Origin of the sequence: Cystobacter fuscus DSM 2262, from assembly GCF_000335475.2 — a bacterium.
Lineage (GTDB): Bacteria > Myxococcota > Myxococcia > Myxococcales > Myxococcaceae > Cystobacter > Cystobacter fuscus.
In genome coordinates this window covers 216,147-235,896 of sequence record NZ_ANAH02000011.1, presented here as the reverse complement: position 1 = coordinate 235,896, position 19,750 = coordinate 216,147, and the positions used below count along the sequence as shown (strand labels likewise).

At 69.9% G+C, this 19,750-nt stretch carries 11 protein-coding genes; 6 read left to right on the top strand and 5 right to left on the bottom strand.

All coding sequences use genetic code 11. The features are described 5' to 3' along the window. Window positions 1-6 precede the first annotated feature (6 nt). A complete protein-coding gene (locus D187_RS21280; RefSeq protein WP_051256455.1) occupies window positions 7-336 on the bottom strand; it encodes a hypothetical protein in 330 nt (109 codons plus the stop codon). Window positions 337-459: 123 nt separating this feature from the next. Here D187_RS21280 and D187_RS21275 point away from each other — a divergent pair, with 123 nt between their 5' ends. Both D187_RS21275 and D187_RS21270 read left to right on the top strand, forming a co-directional pair. Beyond that, window positions 460-2,625 (top strand): BamA/TamA family outer membrane protein, encoded by a 2,166-nt coding sequence (locus tag D187_RS21275; protein ID WP_002622633.1) that lies wholly within the window; start codon window positions 460-462, stop codon window positions 2,623-2,625. Beyond that, the gene (locus tag D187_RS21270; RefSeq protein WP_043430915.1) at window positions 2,622-7,346 is read left to right on the top strand and encodes a translocation/assembly module TamB domain-containing protein; all 4,725 of its coding nucleotides are present in this window, start codon (window positions 2,622-2,624) and stop codon (window positions 7,344-7,346) included. Before D187_RS21275 ends, D187_RS21270 begins: the two co-directional genes overlap by 4 nt. A gap of 33 nt (window positions 7,347-7,379) precedes the next feature. On the opposite strand, the gene sitI6 is transcribed toward D187_RS21270, so the two are convergent. The 3 genes from sitI6 to D187_RS21255 all read right to left on the bottom strand — a co-directional run bounded on the left by sitI6 (window position 7,380) and on the right by D187_RS21255 (window position 10,861). Next, window positions 7,380-8,108 (bottom strand): SitI6 family double-CXXCG motif immunity protein, encoded by a 729-nt coding sequence (gene sitI6 / locus D187_RS21265; protein ID WP_043430914.1) that lies wholly within the window; start codon window positions 8,106-8,108, stop codon window positions 7,380-7,382. A 239-nt stretch (window positions 8,109-8,347) separates the two neighbouring features. Beyond that, a complete protein-coding gene (locus D187_RS21260; RefSeq protein ID WP_002622630.1) occupies window positions 8,348-10,423 on the bottom strand; it encodes a HEAT repeat domain-containing protein in 2,076 nt (691 codons plus the stop codon). Window positions 10,424-10,438: 15 nt separating this feature from the next. Continuing rightward, window positions 10,439-10,861: a response regulator gene (locus tag D187_RS21255; protein ID WP_155893486.1), complete on the bottom strand. Its 423-nt coding sequence runs from the start codon at window positions 10,859-10,861 to the stop codon at window positions 10,439-10,441. A 222-nt stretch (window positions 10,862-11,083) separates the two neighbouring features. On the opposite strand from D187_RS21255, the gene D187_RS58800 reads away from it, so the two are divergent. The 3 genes from D187_RS58800 (at window position 11,084) to D187_RS21240 (ending at window position 14,395) form a co-directional block, all read left to right on the top strand. After that, entirely contained in the window at window positions 11,084-12,547 is a 1,464-nt protein-coding gene (locus tag D187_RS58800) for a sensor histidine kinase (protein ID WP_002622627.1), read from the top strand. Further along, entirely contained in the window at window positions 12,544-13,944 is a 1,401-nt protein-coding gene (locus D187_RS21245; RefSeq protein WP_002622626.1) for a sigma-54-dependent transcriptional regulator, read from the top strand. Before D187_RS58800 ends, D187_RS21245 begins: the two co-directional genes overlap by 4 nt. Window positions 13,945-14,035: 91 nt before the next feature. Further along, window positions 14,036-14,395, top strand: coding sequence for a DoxX family protein (locus D187_RS21240; protein WP_002622625.1), 360 nt, complete (start codon window positions 14,036-14,038; stop codon window positions 14,393-14,395). Here the strand turns inward: D187_RS21240 and D187_RS21235 are convergent. Further along, window positions 14,389-15,177 carry a hypothetical protein gene (locus D187_RS21235; protein WP_002622624.1) on the bottom strand — a complete coding sequence of 263 codons (789 nt, stop codon included), beginning with the start codon at window positions 15,175-15,177 and terminating at the stop codon, window positions 14,389-14,391. The two genes, D187_RS21240 and D187_RS21235, sit on opposite strands and share 7 nt — an antisense overlap. A 339-nt stretch (window positions 15,178-15,516) precedes the next feature. Here D187_RS21235 and D187_RS21230 point away from each other — a divergent pair, with 339 nt between their 5' ends. Next, complete coding sequence (locus D187_RS21230; RefSeq protein WP_002622622.1) at window positions 15,517-19,533, top strand: protein kinase domain-containing protein; 4,017 nt, start codon at window positions 15,517-15,519, stop codon at window positions 19,531-19,533. Window positions 19,534-19,750 lie beyond the last annotated feature (217 nt).

The window sequence follows — 19,750 nt, the reverse complement described above, 5'->3', positions numbered from 1 at the left end:
CGGCCGTCAGTCGTCCCGCTCGATGCACTTCACCTGGCCGGGGAAGCCATCGAAGAGGGTGCACTTGTAGCCCGGCTTCTGCGTCTGGCACTCGAGCCGCTCGCACACATCCGTGAAGACGCACACCGCGGGCGAGCGGCCGTACTCGAAGAACACCTCCATGCACACCTGGCCCTCGTACAGGCAGCCCAAGGTGCCGCAGCCCTCCAGGGGCACGCCGGGGACGCTCAGCGTCTGGCCCTCCTTGAGCCGCACCGCCTCGTCCTCGGTCACCCCGCACGCGGTGAGCCCCACCAGCACCCCCCCCGCCAGGATTCTCCGGATTGGTCCTCGCATAGGGGGCTGACTTTGGAGCCGCCCCGCCCGGGATGCACGTTTTCACGACTCCCAAGTGTCCTCTGTCGGAGAACCCGCGCGGGTGGGGGTTCCCCGGGAGGGCTTCCGGGCTATGTACTCCCCGTGGACGCCGCCTCCTTTTCACTCCGCCCGGTCTTCGCGATCCTCTCCCTGCTCACCCTCTCCGCCGGGTGCGCCCACACCCAGGGCGCCTCACACGAGGGCCAGCCCAAGGTGGTCGCCCTGGACATCAAGGGCACCGACCAGGTCAAGGCCTCCGACATCAAGGAGAAGATCGTCACCACCAAGACACCCTGGTGGCAGCGGCTCAACCCGTTCGGCAAGCCGAGCTACTTCGACCCCAACACCTGGCAGGCGGACCTCAAGCGCATCGTCCGCTTCTACCAGGCCCAGGGCTTCTACGAGGCCCGGGTGGACGACGCGAAGCAGGAGCCCCGGGGCGAGGACGCCGTCGCGCTGGAGGTGACGGTGCACGAGGGCTCGCCCACGCTCGTCACGAGTCTGAACGTGACGGGCCTGGAGGAGCTGAGCGAGGAGCACCGCGCACGCGCCCTGGAGGACCTGCCAATCGCCCAGGGCGCCGTCTTCCGCGAGGAGCAGTGGGCGGTGACGAAGGAGACGGTGGCGCAGCGCCTGCACGAGCTGGGCTACGCCGAGGCGGAGGTGGGCGGCGAGGTGCGGGTGGACCTGGCGACGCGGGGCGCGACGGTGGACCTGCGGGTGCAACCCGGGCCGCGCTACCGCTTCGGCAACATCTTCGTCGCCACGGACGCCGACCCCCAGGTGAACCCGCGGCGCATCATCGAGCAGGCCCAGGGCTCGGTGAAGAAGGGCGAGTGGTTCAGTGAGTCGGCGCTGGCGGATGCCCAGGCGCGCGTCTTCCGCATGGGCGTGTTCGGCGCGGTGAAGGTCAACCGCGGCGCGCCGGACCGCGAGGCGCGCACGGTGCCCGTGGTGGTGGACGTGCGCGAGGCCCCCTTCCGCTCGGTGCGCGCCGGTGGCGGTATCGGCCTGGACGCGGCCCGCCAGGAAATCCGCGTGCTCGGCGAGTGGACGGACCGCAACTTCTTCGGCGGCCTGCGCAAGCTCACCCTCACCGGCCGCGTGGGCTACGCCTTCATCCCCAACATCACCGCCGCGTTCGATCGAGGCGAGGACGGCGCGCCCAACATCAGTACCCCCCACGGGCCCATCTTCCAGTTCTCCGCCCAGTTCGAGCAGCCCCGCTTCCTCGCCCGGGACCTGCGCCTGCAGACGTCCCTCACCGCCGAGCGCGGCCTGGAACAGGCCTACAACTACATCGGCGGACGGCTGCGCGGCGGCGTCGTCTGGCAGCCCCGGCCCGACTTCTCCATCTCCCCCACCTACAACCTGGAGCTCTACAACCTCAACGGGCAGCGCGGCAGCGTGGACCAGGCGACCGCCCCGGCGCTCGTGCTGGGCTGCCCGGCCGATAGCGACCGCGCCGAGTGCAACATCTCCGTGAGCTACCTGGAGCAGTTCATCGAGCTCAACCGCCGGGATGATCCGCTCGCGCCGCGCCACGGCTTCTACGCCTCGCTGTCCCTGCAGGAGGGCGGTGGCCCCCTGCTCGGCCAGTACACCTTCGTGCGCGTGCTGCCGGACCTGCGCGGCTACTACACCTTCGGGCCCAAGGATCGCTTCACGCTCGCGGCCCGGCTGCGCATGGGCACCCTGCTCACGCCCGCCGGCCAGGACAGCGCCATCGTCAACCGCTTCTTCCTGGGCGGCGGCGCCTCCATGCGGGGCTTCAATACCCGCCGGCTCTCGCCCATGAGTGAAGTCAGCTCCACCTCCGACCAACCCGCGGACCGCCTCGTCCCCATCGGCGGCAACAGCCTCCTGGAGACGAGCGTGGAACTGCGCGTGAAACTGTTCTCGGAGCTCACGCTCGCCCTCTTCCACGATTCGGGGCTCGCGGGCATCGGGCCGCTCAACTTCGGGCCCCACAAGGACGACATCCGCCTGGAGAGTGGCCGCGTCTTCGGCGACCATCACTATCACGCCGTGGGCCTGGGCCTGCGCTACGCCACCATCGTCGGCCCCATCCGGGTGGATATCGCCCGGAGGTTGAATATCGGCCAGCCGCTGCCCATCTTGCGCTCCACGGCTGATGCACCCACCGCCCTGGGTGGCCTGGGCGACTGTTTTGGACTGTTTGGACTGAAGGATGGGGCGACGGAGAACTACGCGGGCTCTCCCGAGGGCCTCTGCACGTTCTTCCTGTCGATTGGAGAGGCGTTTTGAGCACACCGCATCCCACCCGCGCCCGACGCTGGCGCCGCCGATTCCTGTGGGGCCTCGTGGGCCTCATCGGGCTCGTGCTCGTGCTGGTGGCCGGCGCGCTCGTCTACCTCATGACCCCGCCGGGCGAGGCCCGCCTGCGCGATTTCGCCCTCACCCAGGCCAATGAGCAGCTGTCCGGCCGCCTGGAGCTCGCCGGACTGGATCTGGGGCCACGCTCGCTCGTGCTCTCGGGGGTGAAGCTGTACGACCCCGACCAGGAGCTGGTGGCCGAGCTGGAGCAACTGGAAGTACGCGTGGCGCTGCTGCCCCTGCTGCGCAAGCACGTCGTGGTGAAGCTCGTGGGCCTCGACGAGCCCCACCTCTTCCTGCGCCAGGACGCACGCGGGCTCAACCTCTCGCGCGCCATCGCCCTCCGCAATCCCTCCGAGCCCAAGCCCGAGGATCCCAACGCGCCCCGCGGCACGCTGCGCTTCACCCTGGAAGAGCTGCGCTTGAAGGGCGGCGCGGTGGCCTTCGTGTCGGAGTCTCCCCAGGGCAACCAGGAGGTGCGCCTGGATGGACTGGAGGCCGGGGGCTCGGCGTCCTGGGCCGCCGCCACCGAGGCGCTCGCCGCGAAGCTCGACGCCACCGCCCGCATGGCCAGTCCCCAGCAGGGCCCCATGCGGCTGGCGCTCCAGGCCGGAGGAGAGGAGGGCCAGCTCAACGCCCGGGTGGACTTCACCGCCCCCGGACTCGAATTGCAGGGCAGCGGCGCCATGGAGGGCGAGGAGAAGCTGCGCGCCGAGGTGAAGAAGCTCCGCCTGGAGCCCGCGCTGGCGCGCGCCGTGCTGCCCTCCTACCCCGTGGCCGCGCCCGTCACCCTCGCGGGGACGGTGGCCAAGACGGGCGATGTCGTGAGCGTGGACCTCAATGCCCAGGCCGCCGATGGCACCGCCACGGCCCAGGGCGACGTGAACCTCGAGACGTTCATCACCCAGGGCTTCACCGTGCGCGTGCGCGACCTGGATCTCTCCAAGCTGCTGGGCGGCGGGCCCCACTCCACGCTCGCGGCGGACCTGCTCGTGCGCGGCGGCGGCAAGAGCCTGGACACACTCGAGGGCACGTTGGATCTCACCATGCCCGCCTCGCCCATCGAGGGTCAGACGCTGGGCCCGGTGGACGTGCACGCGAGCGCCAAGGGAGGACACTTCACCCTCACCCAGCTCCAGGCGCGCGTCCCCGGCCTCAGCCTCTACGCGAGCGGCTCGGGCACGCAGGAAAAGCTCAAGGTGGAGGGCCGGCTCGTGGCGGCCGACCTCGGCGCCTTCGCCCACACCGTGGGCCGGCTGGGCCGCGGCGGCGAGCCCATGCCCCTGTCGGGCCGCGGCTCGCTCGACTTCGCCGCGTCCGGGCCCGTGCGCGCGCCCGCCGTCAGCCTCGTGGGTGGCTTCGACACGCTCGCCTGGGCGGACACCTCCCTCCAGGGACTCACCATCGACGTGCGCCTGCCCGACGCCACCCAGCCCCTCACCACGGATGCCCGGCTCCAGGTGAACCAGCTCACCGCCGGAGGCCGCGCCTACAAGAACCTGCGCGCCCTCGTCGGCACCAAGGGCCGCCAGCTCGAGGTCTCCGTGCACACCGAGGGCGAGGCTCCCCTGGAGCTCGCGCTGTGGGGCACCCTGGACAAGGACAACGAGGGCCTCGCGCTCGAGGACGTCACCCTCAAGTACCCGGAGGCGGCCTGGACGCTGCAACGCCCCACGCACCTCACCTGGGGCGGTGGCCGCGTGGAGGTGGAGCCCGCGCTGTCGCTCACCTCCGGCGAGCAGGGCCTGTCGCTCGCCCTGAAGATGCAGGGGGAGTCCATCCGCGCGCGCACCGAGCTGCGAGCCCTGGACCTGAGCCGCCTGCCCAAGGCCTACCTGCCCGCGTCCTTCGACGTGGCGGGATTGATTTCCGGCGAGGTGTCCGTGGACGGGCGCATGTCCCGGCCGGATGCCCGGGCCCAGCTCAAGTTGAGCGGTGGCCGCTACCAGCAGTACTCGGACCTGGCGTTCGACCTGGACGGCCGCTACGCGCGCGACCGCGCCACCGGGACCTTCACCGCGAGCGCGCCCGCGCTGCGCGTCTCCAGCCACTTCGACGTGCCGGTCCAGGGCCTCATGAAGCACCGCCGCGAGCCCGTGGACCTGGAGCTCACCCTGGACCACCTGGACATCGGCTCCGCGCTGCGCATGGCTGGCCAGCCCGAGTCCGCCACCGGCCGGCTGTCCGGGAAGGTGACCCTCAAGGGCATGGCGAACGACCCGCGGCTGGACCTCGCGCTCCAGGGCGCGGATCTGCGCTACTGGGGAACGGCCTCCGCGACAGACCCCGAGCAGGCCCCGCCCGTGCCGCTCGCCATCGGCGCGCTCCCGCCCAAGCTGGCCGGAGAGCAGCTCGACTTCGAGTTCACCGCCCGGTCGGATGAGCAGGACGGCGCCCTCAGCGCGACCCTGAACCTGCGCGGCCTCGCCCAGAAGGCCACCGCCACGCTGGAGACGCCCTTCACCCTCGGCGGGCTCATCGCCCGTCCGCCCACGGCGCAACAGGCCATGGAGACCCCCATGCGAGAGCTGCGCGCCGAGGTCGTCGACATGCCGCTCGCGCTGCTGTCGCAGTACGGGCTGGCCACCGACGCGGGCGGCAAGCTCTCCATGACGGCCCACCTCACCGGTCCGCTGCTCGCGCCCGAAGGGGAGCTGAAGGTGCAGGCCCGCCAGGCCACGGTCAATGGCGTCGTGCCCCTGGATGGCGAACTGGCCGTGCTCACCGGCCCCTCCTCCGTGAAGCTCCAGCTCGAGGCCCGGCGTGAGAGCACGCTGCTCGCGCAGATGGAGGCCCAGGTGCGCGCCTCGCTCGTGGCGCTGCAGGACCAGGACGTGGTGGGCCATGTGCCCTTCACCCTCACCGCGCGCGCGGGTCCCCTGTCCCAGCGCGAGTTGCAGGGCCTGGCCAGTGTCTCCCCGCGAGTCGCCCTGAATGCCCGCTGCCGCGGGGGCGAAGCACAGCCCCAGGAGCAGCAGAACAACGCCTCCGAGCCCCAGAACGTCGTCTCCCTGAGCCTGAGCGCGCGCGGCACGCTGAACGATCCCAAGGTGGACCTCACCGCCGGCGTGCAGAACATCGGCGTGCGGGAGCTGGGCCTCGGCCAGGCGCGGCTGCATTACACCTACGCCGACGCGCGCTCCGCCTTCGACGCGCTCCTCACCTCGCCCAAGGGCGGCACGCTCACCGCCCGGGGCCACGCCACGCAGGACCTGTCCCTGCCCGCGCTGCGCCAGGGCATGGATACCCGCCGCATCCCCGTGGTGGTGGAGCTGGACTCGCACATATTCGATCTCTCCTTCCTCTCCGGCGCCCAGCTGCCCATGGTGCGCGCCATCGGCGGCGAGCTGGTGATGAAAAAGGTGCGCGTGGACGGCACGCTCGGAGCGCCCAAGCTGCAGGGCCAGCTCGAGTGGAAGCAGGGCCGGCTGTCGCTGGATGGGATGGGCGACTACCGCGACGTGCACGTGGCGCTCGCCGTGGACGACCAGCGCATCTCGCTCTCCGACTTCTCCGCCCAGAGCGGCCAGGGCAGCCTCAAGCTCAAGGCCGAGGGGACGCGCACGGCGTCCGGCTCGTTCAACCTCACGGGCGAGGGCAACCTGAACGACTTCCCGCTCGTGCTCGATGACCAGCTCTTCGCCATCATCCAGCTGCGCACCGAGTTCGAAGGGGACATCTCCAAGACCGCCCAGTTCATCAACCTGCGCAACCTCTCCATTCCCGAGGCCCACATCAAACTGCCGGAGGAGAAGCGCAAGGACTTGCAGGTGCTCGAGCGGCCCGAGGGCATCGTGCTCACGTGCCAGGGCCAGCCGATGAATCCCGCCCAGGCCGAGGCCGAGGCCCCGCCCACGGACACCGCCACGGGCGGCGCCGGCCCCACCCAGGCCGAGCCCCAGCGCCAGTACCGCATCAACATCAACGCCCCGCGCAACCTCTGGGTCCAGGGCGCCGACGTCAACGTGGAGGTCGGCCTGTCGGAGAACTTCCGCGTCGAGTACGCGGACACCGCCTCCATCTACGGCGAGGTGCACGTGCAGCGCGGCGAGGTGGAGGTGCTCGGCCGGCGCTTCAACATCCAGAACTCCAGCCAGGTGCGCTTCACCGGCCCCGCGGCCGCGCCCTACATCAACGCCACCGCCGAGTACAAGAACGAGAGCGCGGGCGTGACGGTGTACGTCGCCGTGCGCGGCCAGGGCAAGGACTTCACCATCAAGCCCACGAGCGATCCGCCGCTGCCGGAGACGGACATCTACACGCTGCTCGCCACGGGCCGGCGCACGCTCAAGGCGGGCTCGGGTGCCTCGTCGATGAACCAGGGCCAGGTGGCCTCGGTGCTCGGCTCGCTCCTGGCCTCGCAGGCCAAGAAGGCCCTGGCGGCGAAGCTGCCGCTGGACGTGCTCACCATCGAGTCCGGCGACGAGGGCCTCGCGGGAGCGCGGCTGGAGGTGGGCAAGTACCTCACGGACAAGCTCTACCTGGGCTACAGCGGCCGGCTGGGCACGCCCCAGAACCAGTCCACCACGCGGCGGGAGAACGCCAACTCCGTGCGGCTGGAGTACCAGTTCGGCCCCCGCTGGGGCGTGGAGGCCGAGTACGGCGACGCACAGGTGGGTGGCGCGGACTTCATCTGGAGCAAGGAGTACTGAGGCGCCTCCAGCAACTACAGGTGGCTCGCCCGCTTAGCCCTGCGATTTCGCGTGCAGAGGGTGAAATGACACACCCTTCAGGCCCAAGCTGCGGCAGGCCTCGACGAAACGCCCCGTGCAGACGATGACGGTGGAGAAGTCCTCCAACCGGAAAACGTCCAGGTGCTTCGGAAGCGTTCCGAGGTCCAGCAGAAGATTATCGGGCAAGCGAAGTCCACGACGGCTACAGCGAGAGCAAGGCGGCTTGGGGTTCGGTGGCAGGCAATCTGGATGGGCACGGCCCGTGACGACGAGTTCCAACTCGAGGAGTTCGGGTGGTGAGCGCTGACGGAAGCGCAATTGGGTGCGGCAGCCCTTGAGGCCGCGCACACCTTCGGCCTGGAGCTTTTCCAGTGCCGTGTGCTCCACCAACAGCCACCAGGGATAGGGGGACACGAGCGGCCCGAAGCGGCCCTGGGCCTTGCCTACGAGGGGGCCAAGCGCTGTGCCCGGTTCCAGCATTGCCCCCGGCGGTAGATAGGGTCGCACCAGTCCACACAGTCGTTCGTATTCCTCAATGGGCTCTGCTCGCGCTTCCTCGAAGTCTGCCTTGGTGGCGATAGGCGTGAGGTCCACCGAAGGATAGGCGATGGAGTTGTCACCCCAAGTGGCTCCGCAGCCGGGACACTCGAAGACACCCGGCAGCTTCCATTTGTGGGCGGCGTCAATATCGCCCGTGTACTCCGGGGATGATGTGTCTTCCTTGACTCTGAAATACGGCATCCATGTGCTCCAAGACTCAGCCCTGACAATAAGGCGTGAGAGGGCCGTTCACTCTGCCCCGGGATTGAGCCTCGGCTTCCACTTGCTCCACGAGCCACCGCACCGCTTGCTGCCTCTCGTCCTCCTTCAGTCCTTCCCAGCACGGCAGTGGCTTGTCTTGAGCGCCTCAACACCACGCAGTCCGGGGTGGCCCTCGTGCTGGGGCCAGCCTCGCACCTGCCGTGGCCCGGCCCAACCGCTCAGCGGCGCGGGCCCGGCCCCCGTTGCAACATGCTCAGCCGCTGCCGCGCCGCCTTGTTGCGCGGATCGAACCGCAGGGCTTCCTCCAATCGCTCGCGGGCCCGGGGGATGTCCCCCTGGCGGGCGTAGACATCGGCCAGGATCACCAGCACGCCGGCGTTGTACGGCTGCAGGTCCAGGGAGCGCTCCAACTCGGTGGTGGCCTTGACCATGTCGCCCTGGCGCAGCGCGAGTTGGCCGAGCAACACGTGCGGCATCGGCAGCCCCTCCGAGGCGGGCGTGTGGGCCAGCTTTTCCAGCGTCTCGAGCCCGCGCGCATCCCCCGCCCCGGCGAGCGGCAGCGCGGCGGACTGGCGCACCCAGAGCGACTTGTCCTCGAGCAGCGGGGTGAGCAGGTCGAGCGCGTCACGCGAGCCCGTGGCGGCCAGCGCCGCGGCGAGGTCCGAGCGCAGGCCCGAGTCCCGGGCGGTGGCGAGCGCCGCCTTCAGCGCGGGGAGCGCGTCCTGGCGGAAGCGCTGGGCGAGCAGTTGCGCCGCCACGCCGCGCAGGGAGGGCGCCTCCTTCGTGTCCGCCAGCACGCCTTCCAGGAACGGGCGGCTGTCCGCCGCGGTCTTCACCGCCAGGGCATCCGCCAGGCGCATGCGCCGGGCCTGCCGCGTCTTCGCCTGGGGCCACCACTTCGCCAGCGCCTCGTCCATCGCCTCGGGCGTGGCCTTGGCATGCGCATGACACGCATTGCACCCGTTGGGGATGCCATGCTTCACCGTGTTGCGCGGCACCGGCACGTCGATGGCGTGGTCCGCGAACGTGTCCAGCACGCCGGAGATGGTGGGCGGCATGTGGCAGGCGACGCAGTCCGGCGCCTCGGCCGAGGCGGTGTGGTGGGTGTGCCGCGAGCCCTCGGAGAACTCCTTCGCGTGGCAGCCCTGGCAGGTCGCCGAGCCCACCGTCACCGCCTTCGCGGGGTGCTTGGGCTGCTTGAGCTCATTCACGTGCCCGTCGTGGGGCGCGTCGTGGCAGGTGAGGCACGTGGCGCCTCCCTTCAGGTAGCAGCGCGACTGGATGAGGGCCTGGTACTCGAAGCTGGAGGTCTTCGGACGCCCATCGTCGAAGAAGTCGCCGGAGCGAGTCTCGCCCAGCAGCAACACCATGGGCTGGTAGCTGTCCTCGTAGCGCTCGCCCGGCTTGAAATGGTGCGCGGCGTCCAGCGACGGGAAGAGCGTGCGGTGGGGGCCATGGCACTGGGCACACAGGGCCAGACCCTTCTCCGGCGGGAGCTTCTCCGGCTGGACGATGTCCCGGGCGAGCTGCGTCTCCACGTGGCGCGCGCCCGGGCCATGACAGCTCTCGCACGCCACGCCCGCGTCCGCGAAGCCCGTGCTCCAGCGATGGGTCGCGCGGTCATAACGCGTGTCGAGCCCGGTGACGTGGCAGTCCAGGCACGAGTGCTGGGCATTGCGCTGCCAGTTGGACCAGAAGAAGGGGTGGTCCGGCGGCAGGGCACCCTGCTTGGCCTCGGAGTAGTCCACCCACTCGCCGTGGCCGGTGACGTGGAAGTAGATGGGCAGCACCTGCCAGCGGCCATCCGGCATCTGGGTGACGGGGTCCTGCATGTGCTTGCCGCCCATCACCCAGTCCACCGGGTAGTCGGCGAGCACGCCCGTGGGCCCGCGCGTGCGCATGAAGGAGTGCGAGTCGCGCCGCGTCATCCACGCCTCGCTGGACTCGCCCTTGTAGTGGGTGTTGGCGAAGTCGCCCACCACGAAGCGGGGCTCGGCCGGCGAGAGCGCCCGCGCATGCCAGTCCTTGCTCCATGCCTCGTGCTCGGTGTCATGGCACTCGCCACACTTCTCCGCGCCCACGTAGCCCGCCGCGGGCGAGGACAACCGGGCGGGCACCTGGGCCATCGCCTCGGCCGGCTTCACGGCCGCGGGAGCCACCGCGGGTGGAGCACTCGGGACAGCCACCGCCGGGGGCGGCGGAGGGGTGGACGCCGAGGTGCGCCAGACGGCGGCTCCGGCGGCCAACACGAGCAGCGAGACGAACGCGACGAGGAGTGGACGGGAGCGGGACATGCGCGGCGGCGGAGGTTAGCGCAACGACGCGCCAGGCGCTCCAGCCGCTTCCCGCACGGTGTCCCGCAGCACCTCCAGGTCCACCGGCTTGTCCAGGAACGCTCGCACCCCCAACCGTCTGGCCTCCTCGCGCGTCTCCTCGTCCGCGAAGGACGACAGGAGGATGACGGGGCAGGCGAGCCCCGCCGCCTGGGTCTGGGCGAGCACCTCCAGCCCGGTGCGCCCCGGCATCTGGATGTCCGAGAGGATGAGATCCGGCGGCGACAGAGGCCCCCCACACACCCGCGTCAGCGACACGTAGTCGGCCAGCTCGTAGCCGTCCTCCAGCGCCACCACCGCGAAGCCGGCCCGCACCAGCGTCAACGTCAGCAGCGAACGCATCTCCTCATCGTCCTCCGCCAGGAGGATGCGGAGCGGATGGGGTTCGGAAGGCATCATGACGCACGTCCCTGGGAGCAAAGAGCACTCCGCCCCTTACAGGAGCATGCCGTGTGCCAGTGCGCGCCTCGGAGGGGACGCGAGGCCCGGAGGGCGCGCTTCGCGGGGGCAGCCTGCCCCATCGGGGCATTCCGCCTCGCGCGGGACGGCCCGGGGAGACGGGGAGCCGGGTGCGTTTCTTGAAGAAGTCCCGGGGGGTATGCCAGACCCCGGAACCACACCATGAAGCTCGCCCGGAAGATCGTCCTCGCCCTCGTGCTGCTCGCCTTCGCCGTCATCGCCGGGCTGCAGACCATCCAGGTGCGCAGGGAGCTGGCTCGCTCCGAGCTGGACATGCAGCATGACCACCGCCTGCTCGGCCACACGCTGGGAGGCTCCTTCGTCCGGTCCTGGCAGATGGAGGGCCAGCAGGCGGCGCTCACCCTGCTCTCGGACGCCAACCTCTTCCAGGAGCAGGTGCGGGTGAGCTGGCTGTGGTTGGACTCGCGCGAGGGAAGATCACTCCCCGTCGAGCAATGGAGGGCGCTGCTCGCCGGACAGGACACGTCCTTCACGGACCCTACCCGGCCGCCGGGGTGGTTGCTCTCCTTCACCCCCGTCACCGTCAACGGGCGGCTGGGCGCCATCCAGATCATCGAGCCCCTGATGGAGCAGCGCCTGCGGGTGCGGCAGACGGTGGTGAGCACCGCGGTAGCGACGGGCGCCATCACCCTCGCCTTCCTGGTGGTGGCCATGGCCATGGGACGGCGGCTGGTGGGCCAGCCGGTGGAGCAACTGGTGGGGCTCGCCCACCGCGTGGGACAGGGAGACCTGGAGGCCCGGGTGCACCTGCGCCAGGAGGACGAGCTGGCCACGCTGGCGAACGCGATGAACCAGATGGCCCACGAGCTGTCGTCCGCGCGCGCGCAGGTGGAGGCGGAGACGGCGGCGCGCGTGGCCACGCTCGAGCACCTGCGGCACTCGGACCGGCTGGCCACCGTGGGCAAGCTCGCCTCGGGCGTGGCGCACGAGCTGGGCACGCCGCTCAACGTGGTGCTCGGCCGCGCGAAGATGATCGCCTCGGGCGAGGCCGAGGGCGAGGAGGTGCCCGAATACGCCCGCATCATCTCCCAGCAGGTGCAGCACATGACGGGCATCATCCGCCAGCTCCTGGACTTCGCCCGGCGGCGCACGCCCCAGCGCGCCCCGGAGGACCTGACCCAGCTCGTGGAGCGCACGCTCGCGCTCCTGCGACCGCTCGCGGCGCGGCGCCACGTCACGCTGGACCAGGAAGCCGCGGGCCCGCTGATGCTGGAGGTGGACGCGGGGCAGCTCCAACAGGCCCTCACCAACCTCATCGTCAATGGCATGCAGGCGATGAAGCAGGGGGGAGTGCTCCGGGTGCGGCTCGGGCGGGAGCGCGCCCTGCCCCCGGCGGACCTGGGAGGGCCCGAGGCCGAGTGGGTGCGGCTGGACGTGCGGGACGAGGGCGAGGGCATCGCCCCCGAGGTGCTGCCCCACGTCTTCGAGCCCTTCTTCACCACCAAGGACGTGGGCGAGGGAACGGGGCTCGGCCTGTCTGTCTCCTATGGACTCATCCGGGACCATGGGGGGTGGATTTCAGTGAGCAGCGAGCCCGGACGCGGTAGTTGCTTTTCCATCTTCCTCCCACCGGGAGGGAGGGACGCACAGGAGGCGGGGACATGAGCGCGACGAAGGGCCGCGTGCTGGTCGTCGAGGACGAGCGCGAGATGCGAGCGCTCCTGGAGAAGGGCCTGACGCGCCGGGGCTTCGTGCCCACGGTGCTCGGCAGCGCCGCCGAGGCCTTCGCGCTGCTGGAGTCGGAGGACTTCGACACGGTGCTCACGGACCTGCGGATGCCGGGCATGGATGGGATCGCGCTGTGCGAGCGCATCGCGCTCAACCGTCCGGACATCCCCGTGGTGGTGGTGACGGCGTTTGGAAGCCTGGAGACAGCGGTGGCGGCCATCCGCGCGGGCGCGTACGACTTCGTGACGAAGCCGGTGGACCTGGACGCGCTGGCGCTGGTGCTGGAACGGGCGGTGCGGCACCGGGCGCTGCGCGAGGAGGTGAGGCGGTTGCGCCGGGCGCTGGGCGAGGTGTCCACGGAAGGGGGCGTGGTGGGCGAGAGCCTCGCGCTGCGCCGGGTGTACGAGCTCATCGACCGGGTGGCGGACTCGGACACGTCGGTGCTGGTGACGGGCGAGAGCGGCACGGGCAAGGAGGTGGCCGCGCGGGCGTTGCATGAGCGGGGCCGGCGCCGGGCGGGGCCCTTCGTGGCCATCAACTGCGCGGCCATGCCCGAGGCGCTGCTGGAGAGTGAGTTGTTCGGCCACGTGCGGGGGGCGTTCACGGACGCGAAGACGTCGCGCTCGGGCCTGTTCGTGAAGGCCAACGGCGGCACGCTGTTCCTCGACGAGGTGGGGGAGTTGCCGCTCACGCTCCAGCCCAAGCTGCTGAGGGCGCTGCAGGAGCGCACGGTGCGCCCGGTGGGCGGCGAGACGGAGGTGGCCTTCGACGCGCGCATCGTCGCCGCCACCAACCGGGACCTGGAGCTGGCGGTGGAGGAGGGACGCTTCCGCGAGGACCTGTACTACCGGCTCAACGTCATCGGCCTGGAGCTGCCGCCGCTGCGGGCCCGGGGCAATGACGTGTTGCTGCTGGCGCAGCGCTTCCTGGAACACTTCGCCACGCGCAGCGGCAAGCGGGTGGTGGGGTTGAGCCCCGCGGTGGCCCAGCGGCTCCTGGCCTACAGCTGGCCCGGCAACGTGCGCGAGTTGCAGAACTGCATCGAGCGCGCGGTGGCGCTCACGGCCTACGAGCAGCTCACGGTGGAGGATCTGCCGGATCGCATCCGGGACTACCGCGCGCCCAATCCCCAGACACAGAACCAGGACGTGTCCGAGCTGGTGTCACTGGAGGAGATGGAGCGGCGCTACATCCAGCGCGTCATGGAGACGGTGGGCGGCAGCCGGACACTCGCCTCGCGCATCCTCGGCGTGGATCGCAAGACGCTCTACCGCAAGCTCGGCCGCCGCCACCCCGCCGCCGGGGCGGAGGACAAGGACGACGCCAAGGAATAGCCCACGGGGGTGATGGCTGTCTGGGTTACCTGCTCCGAAAAGATGGAGTTCCCTTCGCCCTCTGGGCGCACGAACCAAACCCTGGAACCTCATGACCCGCATCTTCTTGTACCTGATGGCATTGCTGTACATCGGTGCCGGCATCAACCACTTCGTCCATCCGGACCCGTATGTGCGGCTCATGCCCCCCTACATCCCCTATCACCGGGCGATGGTACTGATCAGCGGCGTCTTCGAGATTGGACTGGGCCTGTTGCTCATCCCCACCGTCACCCGGCCCTACGCCGCCTGGGGAATCATCGCGCTACTCATCGCCGTCTTCCCCGCCAACATCCAGATGGCGATCGATTACCACCGCCAGGGCAATCCCCACCTGTGGGTGGCCCTCGTCCGCCTGCCCTTGCAGCTTCCCCTCATCTGGTGGGCATGGAAGTACACCGCTCGTCACTGACCCGAGGGCTCGACGGATTGCGGTAGGCGGGCACGCTTCGCGACGGGCAGGTAGCACCTGCCCTGATACTCGGCATGGGTGTCCGCCAGGCAAGGAGGACGCTGGGCGACTTCAATCCAGCACCCACCATTGATGGCCACTTCACCCCGTTGAGCCTTGCAGGGAGTCGGCTCCTGATTCGCGAAGGGGCCCGCTGGCATGGGGTAGGCGATGATGCCCGCATCGGACCCACTCGAGGCGATGACATAAGGCGCGTTCGTCAGGGTGACTGTCTTCGACGCCATGCCGGCAACGGTCTCATTCGGGAGGGGAGACTCTCTCGCGATGGACAGCCCCACGCCCAGACCCAGCGCGAACACCGCCACGCTCGCGAGCGCCGGCACACTCCAGGACCAGCGCGCTCGTGAACTCCACGGCCCGGCAAGAGTGACCGGCCCTCGCGCGAGATGGGCTTGCACCTGGGCATTGTCCTCCACGCGTCCGACCGCCGCGGTCATCAGGACGAGGAGGTTCGCCAATTCCATCAACTGAGCCGCGGCGGGCGCCTGCTTCACTTCCAGCGTCACCGAGTCCTCCTTCGGATCGCAGGAGATACACACCCGCCAGGGACCCTCGGGCTGCCACTCCACGCCATCCCCGGGCCTCAACATCAGGGCGGGCCGACCCTTGTCCACCCGCCATGCCTCGTAGAGGCAGCCGAGTCCCGGCCCGACCTCGCCGTAGTTCTCGCCAAGCTGGAACAGCCTCCGCGTGCCCCCCGTTCCACTCTTCTCATCCGTCATCCGGCGTCCCCTCGTGACCGCGCGACCCACGCCCACACGGGACTCGATTTGACCATTCAAGTCAAGTCTCTTCATGTATCCTGTCGAGTCAAGAGAGCCCCATCTCGCTCTGGAGACGGTTCCCCCCGGCCAGGGAAGCGATTCCTTTCATCTGGTGGGCATGGAAGTACACCGCTCGCCACTGATTCGAGGGCTCGGCCGCCGCCACGCCGACGCGAAGAACCCGTTCCAAGAGTCCAGGCTCGCGGTGGGCCGGCCGCTGGCGCCATGGAGGAGGGTTCATTGCCCGTACCCCGAGGGGCTCCTACATTTTCCAGGACAGCTCACGGGGGTCCAACCATGGGGAAGAGTGGCGACGACGAGCAGGGCGACCAACAACCCTCCCGTGAGTCATTCGAGGACTCGGATTTCGGGGACTCGCTCCTGAAAGAGGTGGCTGACTCCTCCCCGAAGCACGCGTTCCGCCGTCTGGTGCCCGGAGAGCACCTGGGAGGCTTGGACGGACGCCGCTTCGAGATCCTCCAGCGCCTGGGAGAGGGCGCCATGGGTCAGGTCTTCCGCGCCCGGGACGAGGAATTACAGCGCGTGGTGGCGCTCAAGCTCCTCTTCCCCCGCGAGGAGCTGGCGGGCATGGCGTTGCGGGAGGCACGGGCCATTGCCCAACTGGACCACGAGAACATCGTCCGCATCTTCGACATCTCCGAGTGGGCGGAGGGACCGGGCAGGCCTCTGGTGCCCGTGCTCGTCATGGAGTGTCTGGAGGGCGAGTCGCTCGCGGCGGTGCTGCAACGCGAGAAGCGGCTCGCACCGTGGCGCGCGCTGGACATCATGCGCGGGGTGGCGGCCGGGCTGGCGCACGCGCACCAACATCACATCGTCCACCGCGACCTCAAGCCGAGCAATGTCTTCATCACCCGACAGGGCACGGTGAAATTGCTCGACTTTGGACTGGCATGGTTGACGGGAGGACCCTCGGCGCTGCCGCACCTGCCCACCGCCGGGACTCCCGCCTACATGGCGCCGGAGCAATGGCGCGCGCGGACGGTGGACGAGCGCACCGACCTCTGGGCCGCGGGCATCCTCTTGTATGAGTTGCTCACCGGAGAGCTGCCCTACCCCTCCATGAACATGGAGGAGCTACGCGCGCAGGTGCTGTCGCCGGAGCCGGTGCCGCCACTGCGCGCGCGCCACCCCGAGCTGCGTGGGGAGCTGGAATCGCTCCTGTCCCTGGTGCTGGCCAAGGAGCCCTCGCAACGGCTGTTGTCGGCCGAGGAGCTGAGCGAGGAGCTGCGCGAACTGGGAGAGCAGCTCCGGCCGGGACGCGAGGCCCCTCTGTCCGTGGCGCCTCAGCGACGCCAGGTGACGCTGGTGTCGTGCCGGATGGAGGGGCTGTCCGCACTGGCGGAGGAAATGGATCCAGAGGACTTCAGCGAGCTGGAGGCCACCTTCCACCAGTGTGCGTCGAAGGTGATGCAGCGCCACGGAGGCTTCGTCCACCTGTGCATGGGGGACGAGGCACTGGCCTGTTTCGGCTACCCGGTGGCACGCGAGGGGGACTCGGAGCGCGCGGTGCTCGCGGGCCTGGCGCTGCCCGCCGCCGTGCGAGAAGTCCTCCAGGGGAAGGTGCCGCCGGGAAGTCACGCGGTGCTGTCGGCGCGGGTGGGCATCTACACGGACATGGTGGTGCTGGACGACATCCTCCCCGAGTTGCGCGGGCGCACCCCCACCATGCAGGGGGAGGCGCCCCGGGTGGTGGCGTGGCTGGCGCGGCAGGCCGGGCCGGACGAAGTGGTGATCGGCCCCAACACGCACAACCTCGTGCGGCGTGCCTTCGACACGGAGCCGCTCGGCTCGAGGACGTTCGACGGCAGGCGCGCGCTGGCCGTGCACCGCGTGCTGCGCTCGCGCGAGGCCATCATCCGCTTCGAGCGGGCGCTCAAGGGGGGCGGGACATTGACCCCGCTGGTGGGCCGCGAGCGGGAGCTGGGTCGCCTGCTCGACGCGTGGCGGCGCGCCCGTGAGCGGCAGGGGAGCTATCTGCTGCTGTCTGGCGAGGCCGGCATCGGCAAATCCCGCCTCATCCAGGAGCTGATCGAGCGGGTGTCACCGGAGCGGCCCATGCTGCTGCGGCTCCAGTGTTGGAGCCAGTACAGCACCAGCGCGCTGCACCCCGTCATCGAGGTGTTGCAGCGCAACTGGCTTCGCCCGGAGCGCTCGCGCCAGGAGAACCTGCGCGTGGTGGAGACGCAATTCCAGCAACGGGGCTTGTCGCCCCTCCAGGTGCGGCTGCTGGCCGCGCTGATGTCGCTGCCAGTGGCCGAGGACTCGCCGCACCTGCGCCTCACCCCGCAGCGGCAGAAGGAAGAGACGCTGGAGGGGCTGACATCGCTGCTCATGTGGAACGCCGGGGAGCAGCCGGTTCTGGTGGTGGTGGAGGACCTGCACTGGGCGGATCCCTCCTCGCTGCAAATGCTCGACTACATGCGGGAAAAGGTGGAGCGGGCGCGCATCCTCTTCGTCCTCAGCGCGCGCCCGGAGTTCCACCCACCGTGGACCCAAGGCCCGGGCTTCGAGTCCATCTCGCTGGAGAGGCTGCCCGCGGCCAGTACCGAGCAACTGGTGAAGGAGGTGACGCGCGGCCAGTCGCTGCCGGAGGAGGCGATGCGGCAACTGGTGGCCCGAACGGACGGCGTTCCGCTCTTCGTGGAGGAGATGACACGCGTGCTCCTGGAGGGCGGAGCATCGGCCTCCATCCCCGTGACGCTCCAGGAGTTGCTGCTGGCGCGGCTGGACTCGCTGCCCAGGCGGCAGAAACAGCTCGCGCAGTTGTGTGCACTGGTGGGGCGAACCTTCTCCCAGGCGCTGCTCGTCATCCTCACGGGCCAGAGCGAGCCCGCGCTGCGCCGGGACTTGATGGGACTGGTGTCCGCCGGGCTGCTCCAGGTCCAGACCGACAACGCCGAGCCCACCTACCAGTTCCGTCACGCCCTCATCCAGGAGGCCGCGTGCCAGTCCCAGCCCCGGGGCACGCGGCGGCACTATCACCGGAAGATCGCCCACGTGCTGGAGAAGCACTTCCCTGGGGTGGCGGAGACGCGGCCCGAGCTGCTGGCCCACCACTACGAGGAGGCCCAGGAGTTCCAACCCGCCATCCATTATTGGAAGAAGGGCGGCATGCTCGCCAGCCTGCGTTCCGCCAACGAGGAGGCGGTGAGCCACCTCACCCAGGCGCTGAAGCTGCTACGCAGCCTGCCGGACGCCACGGAACTCACGAAGGAGGAACTGCAACTGCTCATCGCCTTGGGCGTTCCGCTGGTGCAGGTGAAAGGATACCAGTCGACCGAGGTGGAGAGCACGTACGCGCGGGCGCAGGCGCTCTTCCGCCAGGTGGGCGAGGAGCTGCCACGGTTGGAGCTGGGCTTCTGGGGCTCGTTCGCCTACTACTCCGCGCGAGGCAGGTTTGACGACGCGCACGAGGTGGCCAAACTGCTGGTGAGCCTGGGAGAGAGCAAGAACAACCACGAACTGCTCTGCATGGGCCACCGGATGATGGCGACGAACTTCTTCGTCTGGGGGGAGATCGCCCAATCCCTGAGCCACGTGGAGCAGGCACGGGCGGACATGGACTTCGACCTCGAGCGGCACCGGCAGATCGCCGTGCGCCAGTGGGTGAACCCGCGCGTGGCCGTGCTGGCCTATGGCACGCTTCCGCTCTCCGCCGCCGGCCAGGAGGTCCGGGCCAGGCTCTTCACTCGCGAGGCGATGGAACTGGCCAGCCGCATCGGCCACCCGCACACGATGGCCCTCGCGCTCACCTACTGCGCCATCGGCAGCCAGTTGCGCTGGGATGCGAGCACCACGCTGGCGCTCACCGAGCAGTGCATCCCACTCGCGCGCGAGCACCGCTTCCTCCTGTGGTACCTGTGGCCCTCGTTGCTACGGGCCTGGGCCCTGTCCGAGTTGGGGCGCCCCGAGGAGGGGCTGGCTCTGATGCAGCAGGGCCAGAAGCAGTGGGAGCACTCCGGCCTCCTCGCGGGCTCGCACCACAACCTGGGGATGATGGCAACCATCCACCTGCGACTGGGACAGGCGAGGGAAGGACTGGCCGTGGTGGGCGACGCGCTGGCGGCGGCGGCAACGATAAAAGAGTATTCGTACCTGCCCGAACTGCATCGCGCCCGGGGCGAATTGCTGCGGCTGGCGGGCCGGGAGAAGGAGGCGCGCGCGGCGTTCCTCGAGGCCATCCACTTCGCCCACGAGCACGGGATGTTCGCCTACGAGCAGCGGGCGCGCGCGAGTCTGAGCGGGACGCACCAGGACTCGAAGCCGCACGAGAACCACTCCCACGGCTCCTGATGCGCGGGAGCAGGCGTGCGCCACGGCTCCCGTGAGTCATGCGAGGAGGCCGTTCCTCCATCACCCGTCACGAATGCAACCCCTCCGCTCAGACCAGAACAAGCGAGGGCGATTTCGCATGGATGACACGAGTACAGGAGCGGTCCACCGCTCACCCGGCCAGGCGTTGAAACGCTCCGCGCGGTCCCACGGGCGGGCGAGGAGGCGCAAGCAGGTG

Bases quoted from the DNA above. Each gene is read 5' to 3' on its own strand.
- D187_RS21280 (WP_051256455.1), bottom strand. From the start codon at position 336: ATGCGAGGACCAATCCGGAGAATCCTGGCGGGGGGGGTGCTGGTGGGG.
- sitI6 (WP_043430914.1), bottom strand. From the start codon at position 8,108: ATGCCGTATTTCAGAGTCAAGGAAGACACATCATCCCCGGAGTACACG.
- D187_RS21260 (WP_002622630.1), bottom strand. From the start codon at position 10,423: ATGTCCCGCTCCCGTCCACTCCTCGTCGCGTTCGTCTCGCTGCTCGTG.
- D187_RS21255 (WP_155893486.1), bottom strand. From the start codon at position 10,861: ATGATGCCTTCCGAACCCCATCCGCTCCGCATCCTCCTGGCGGAGGAC.
- D187_RS58800 (WP_002622627.1), top strand. From the start codon at position 11,084: ATGAAGCTCGCCCGGAAGATCGTCCTCGCCCTCGTGCTGCTCGCCTTC.
- D187_RS21245 (WP_002622626.1), top strand. From the start codon at position 12,544: ATGAGCGCGACGAAGGGCCGCGTGCTGGTCGTCGAGGACGAGCGCGAG.
- D187_RS21240 (WP_002622625.1), top strand. From the start codon at position 14,036: ATGACCCGCATCTTCTTGTACCTGATGGCATTGCTGTACATCGGTGCC.
- D187_RS21235 (WP_002622624.1), bottom strand. From the start codon at position 15,177: ATGACGGATGAGAAGAGTGGAACGGGGGGCACGCGGAGGCTGTTCCAG.
- D187_RS21230 (WP_002622622.1), top strand. From the start codon at position 15,517: ATGGGGAAGAGTGGCGACGACGAGCAGGGCGACCAACAACCCTCCCGT.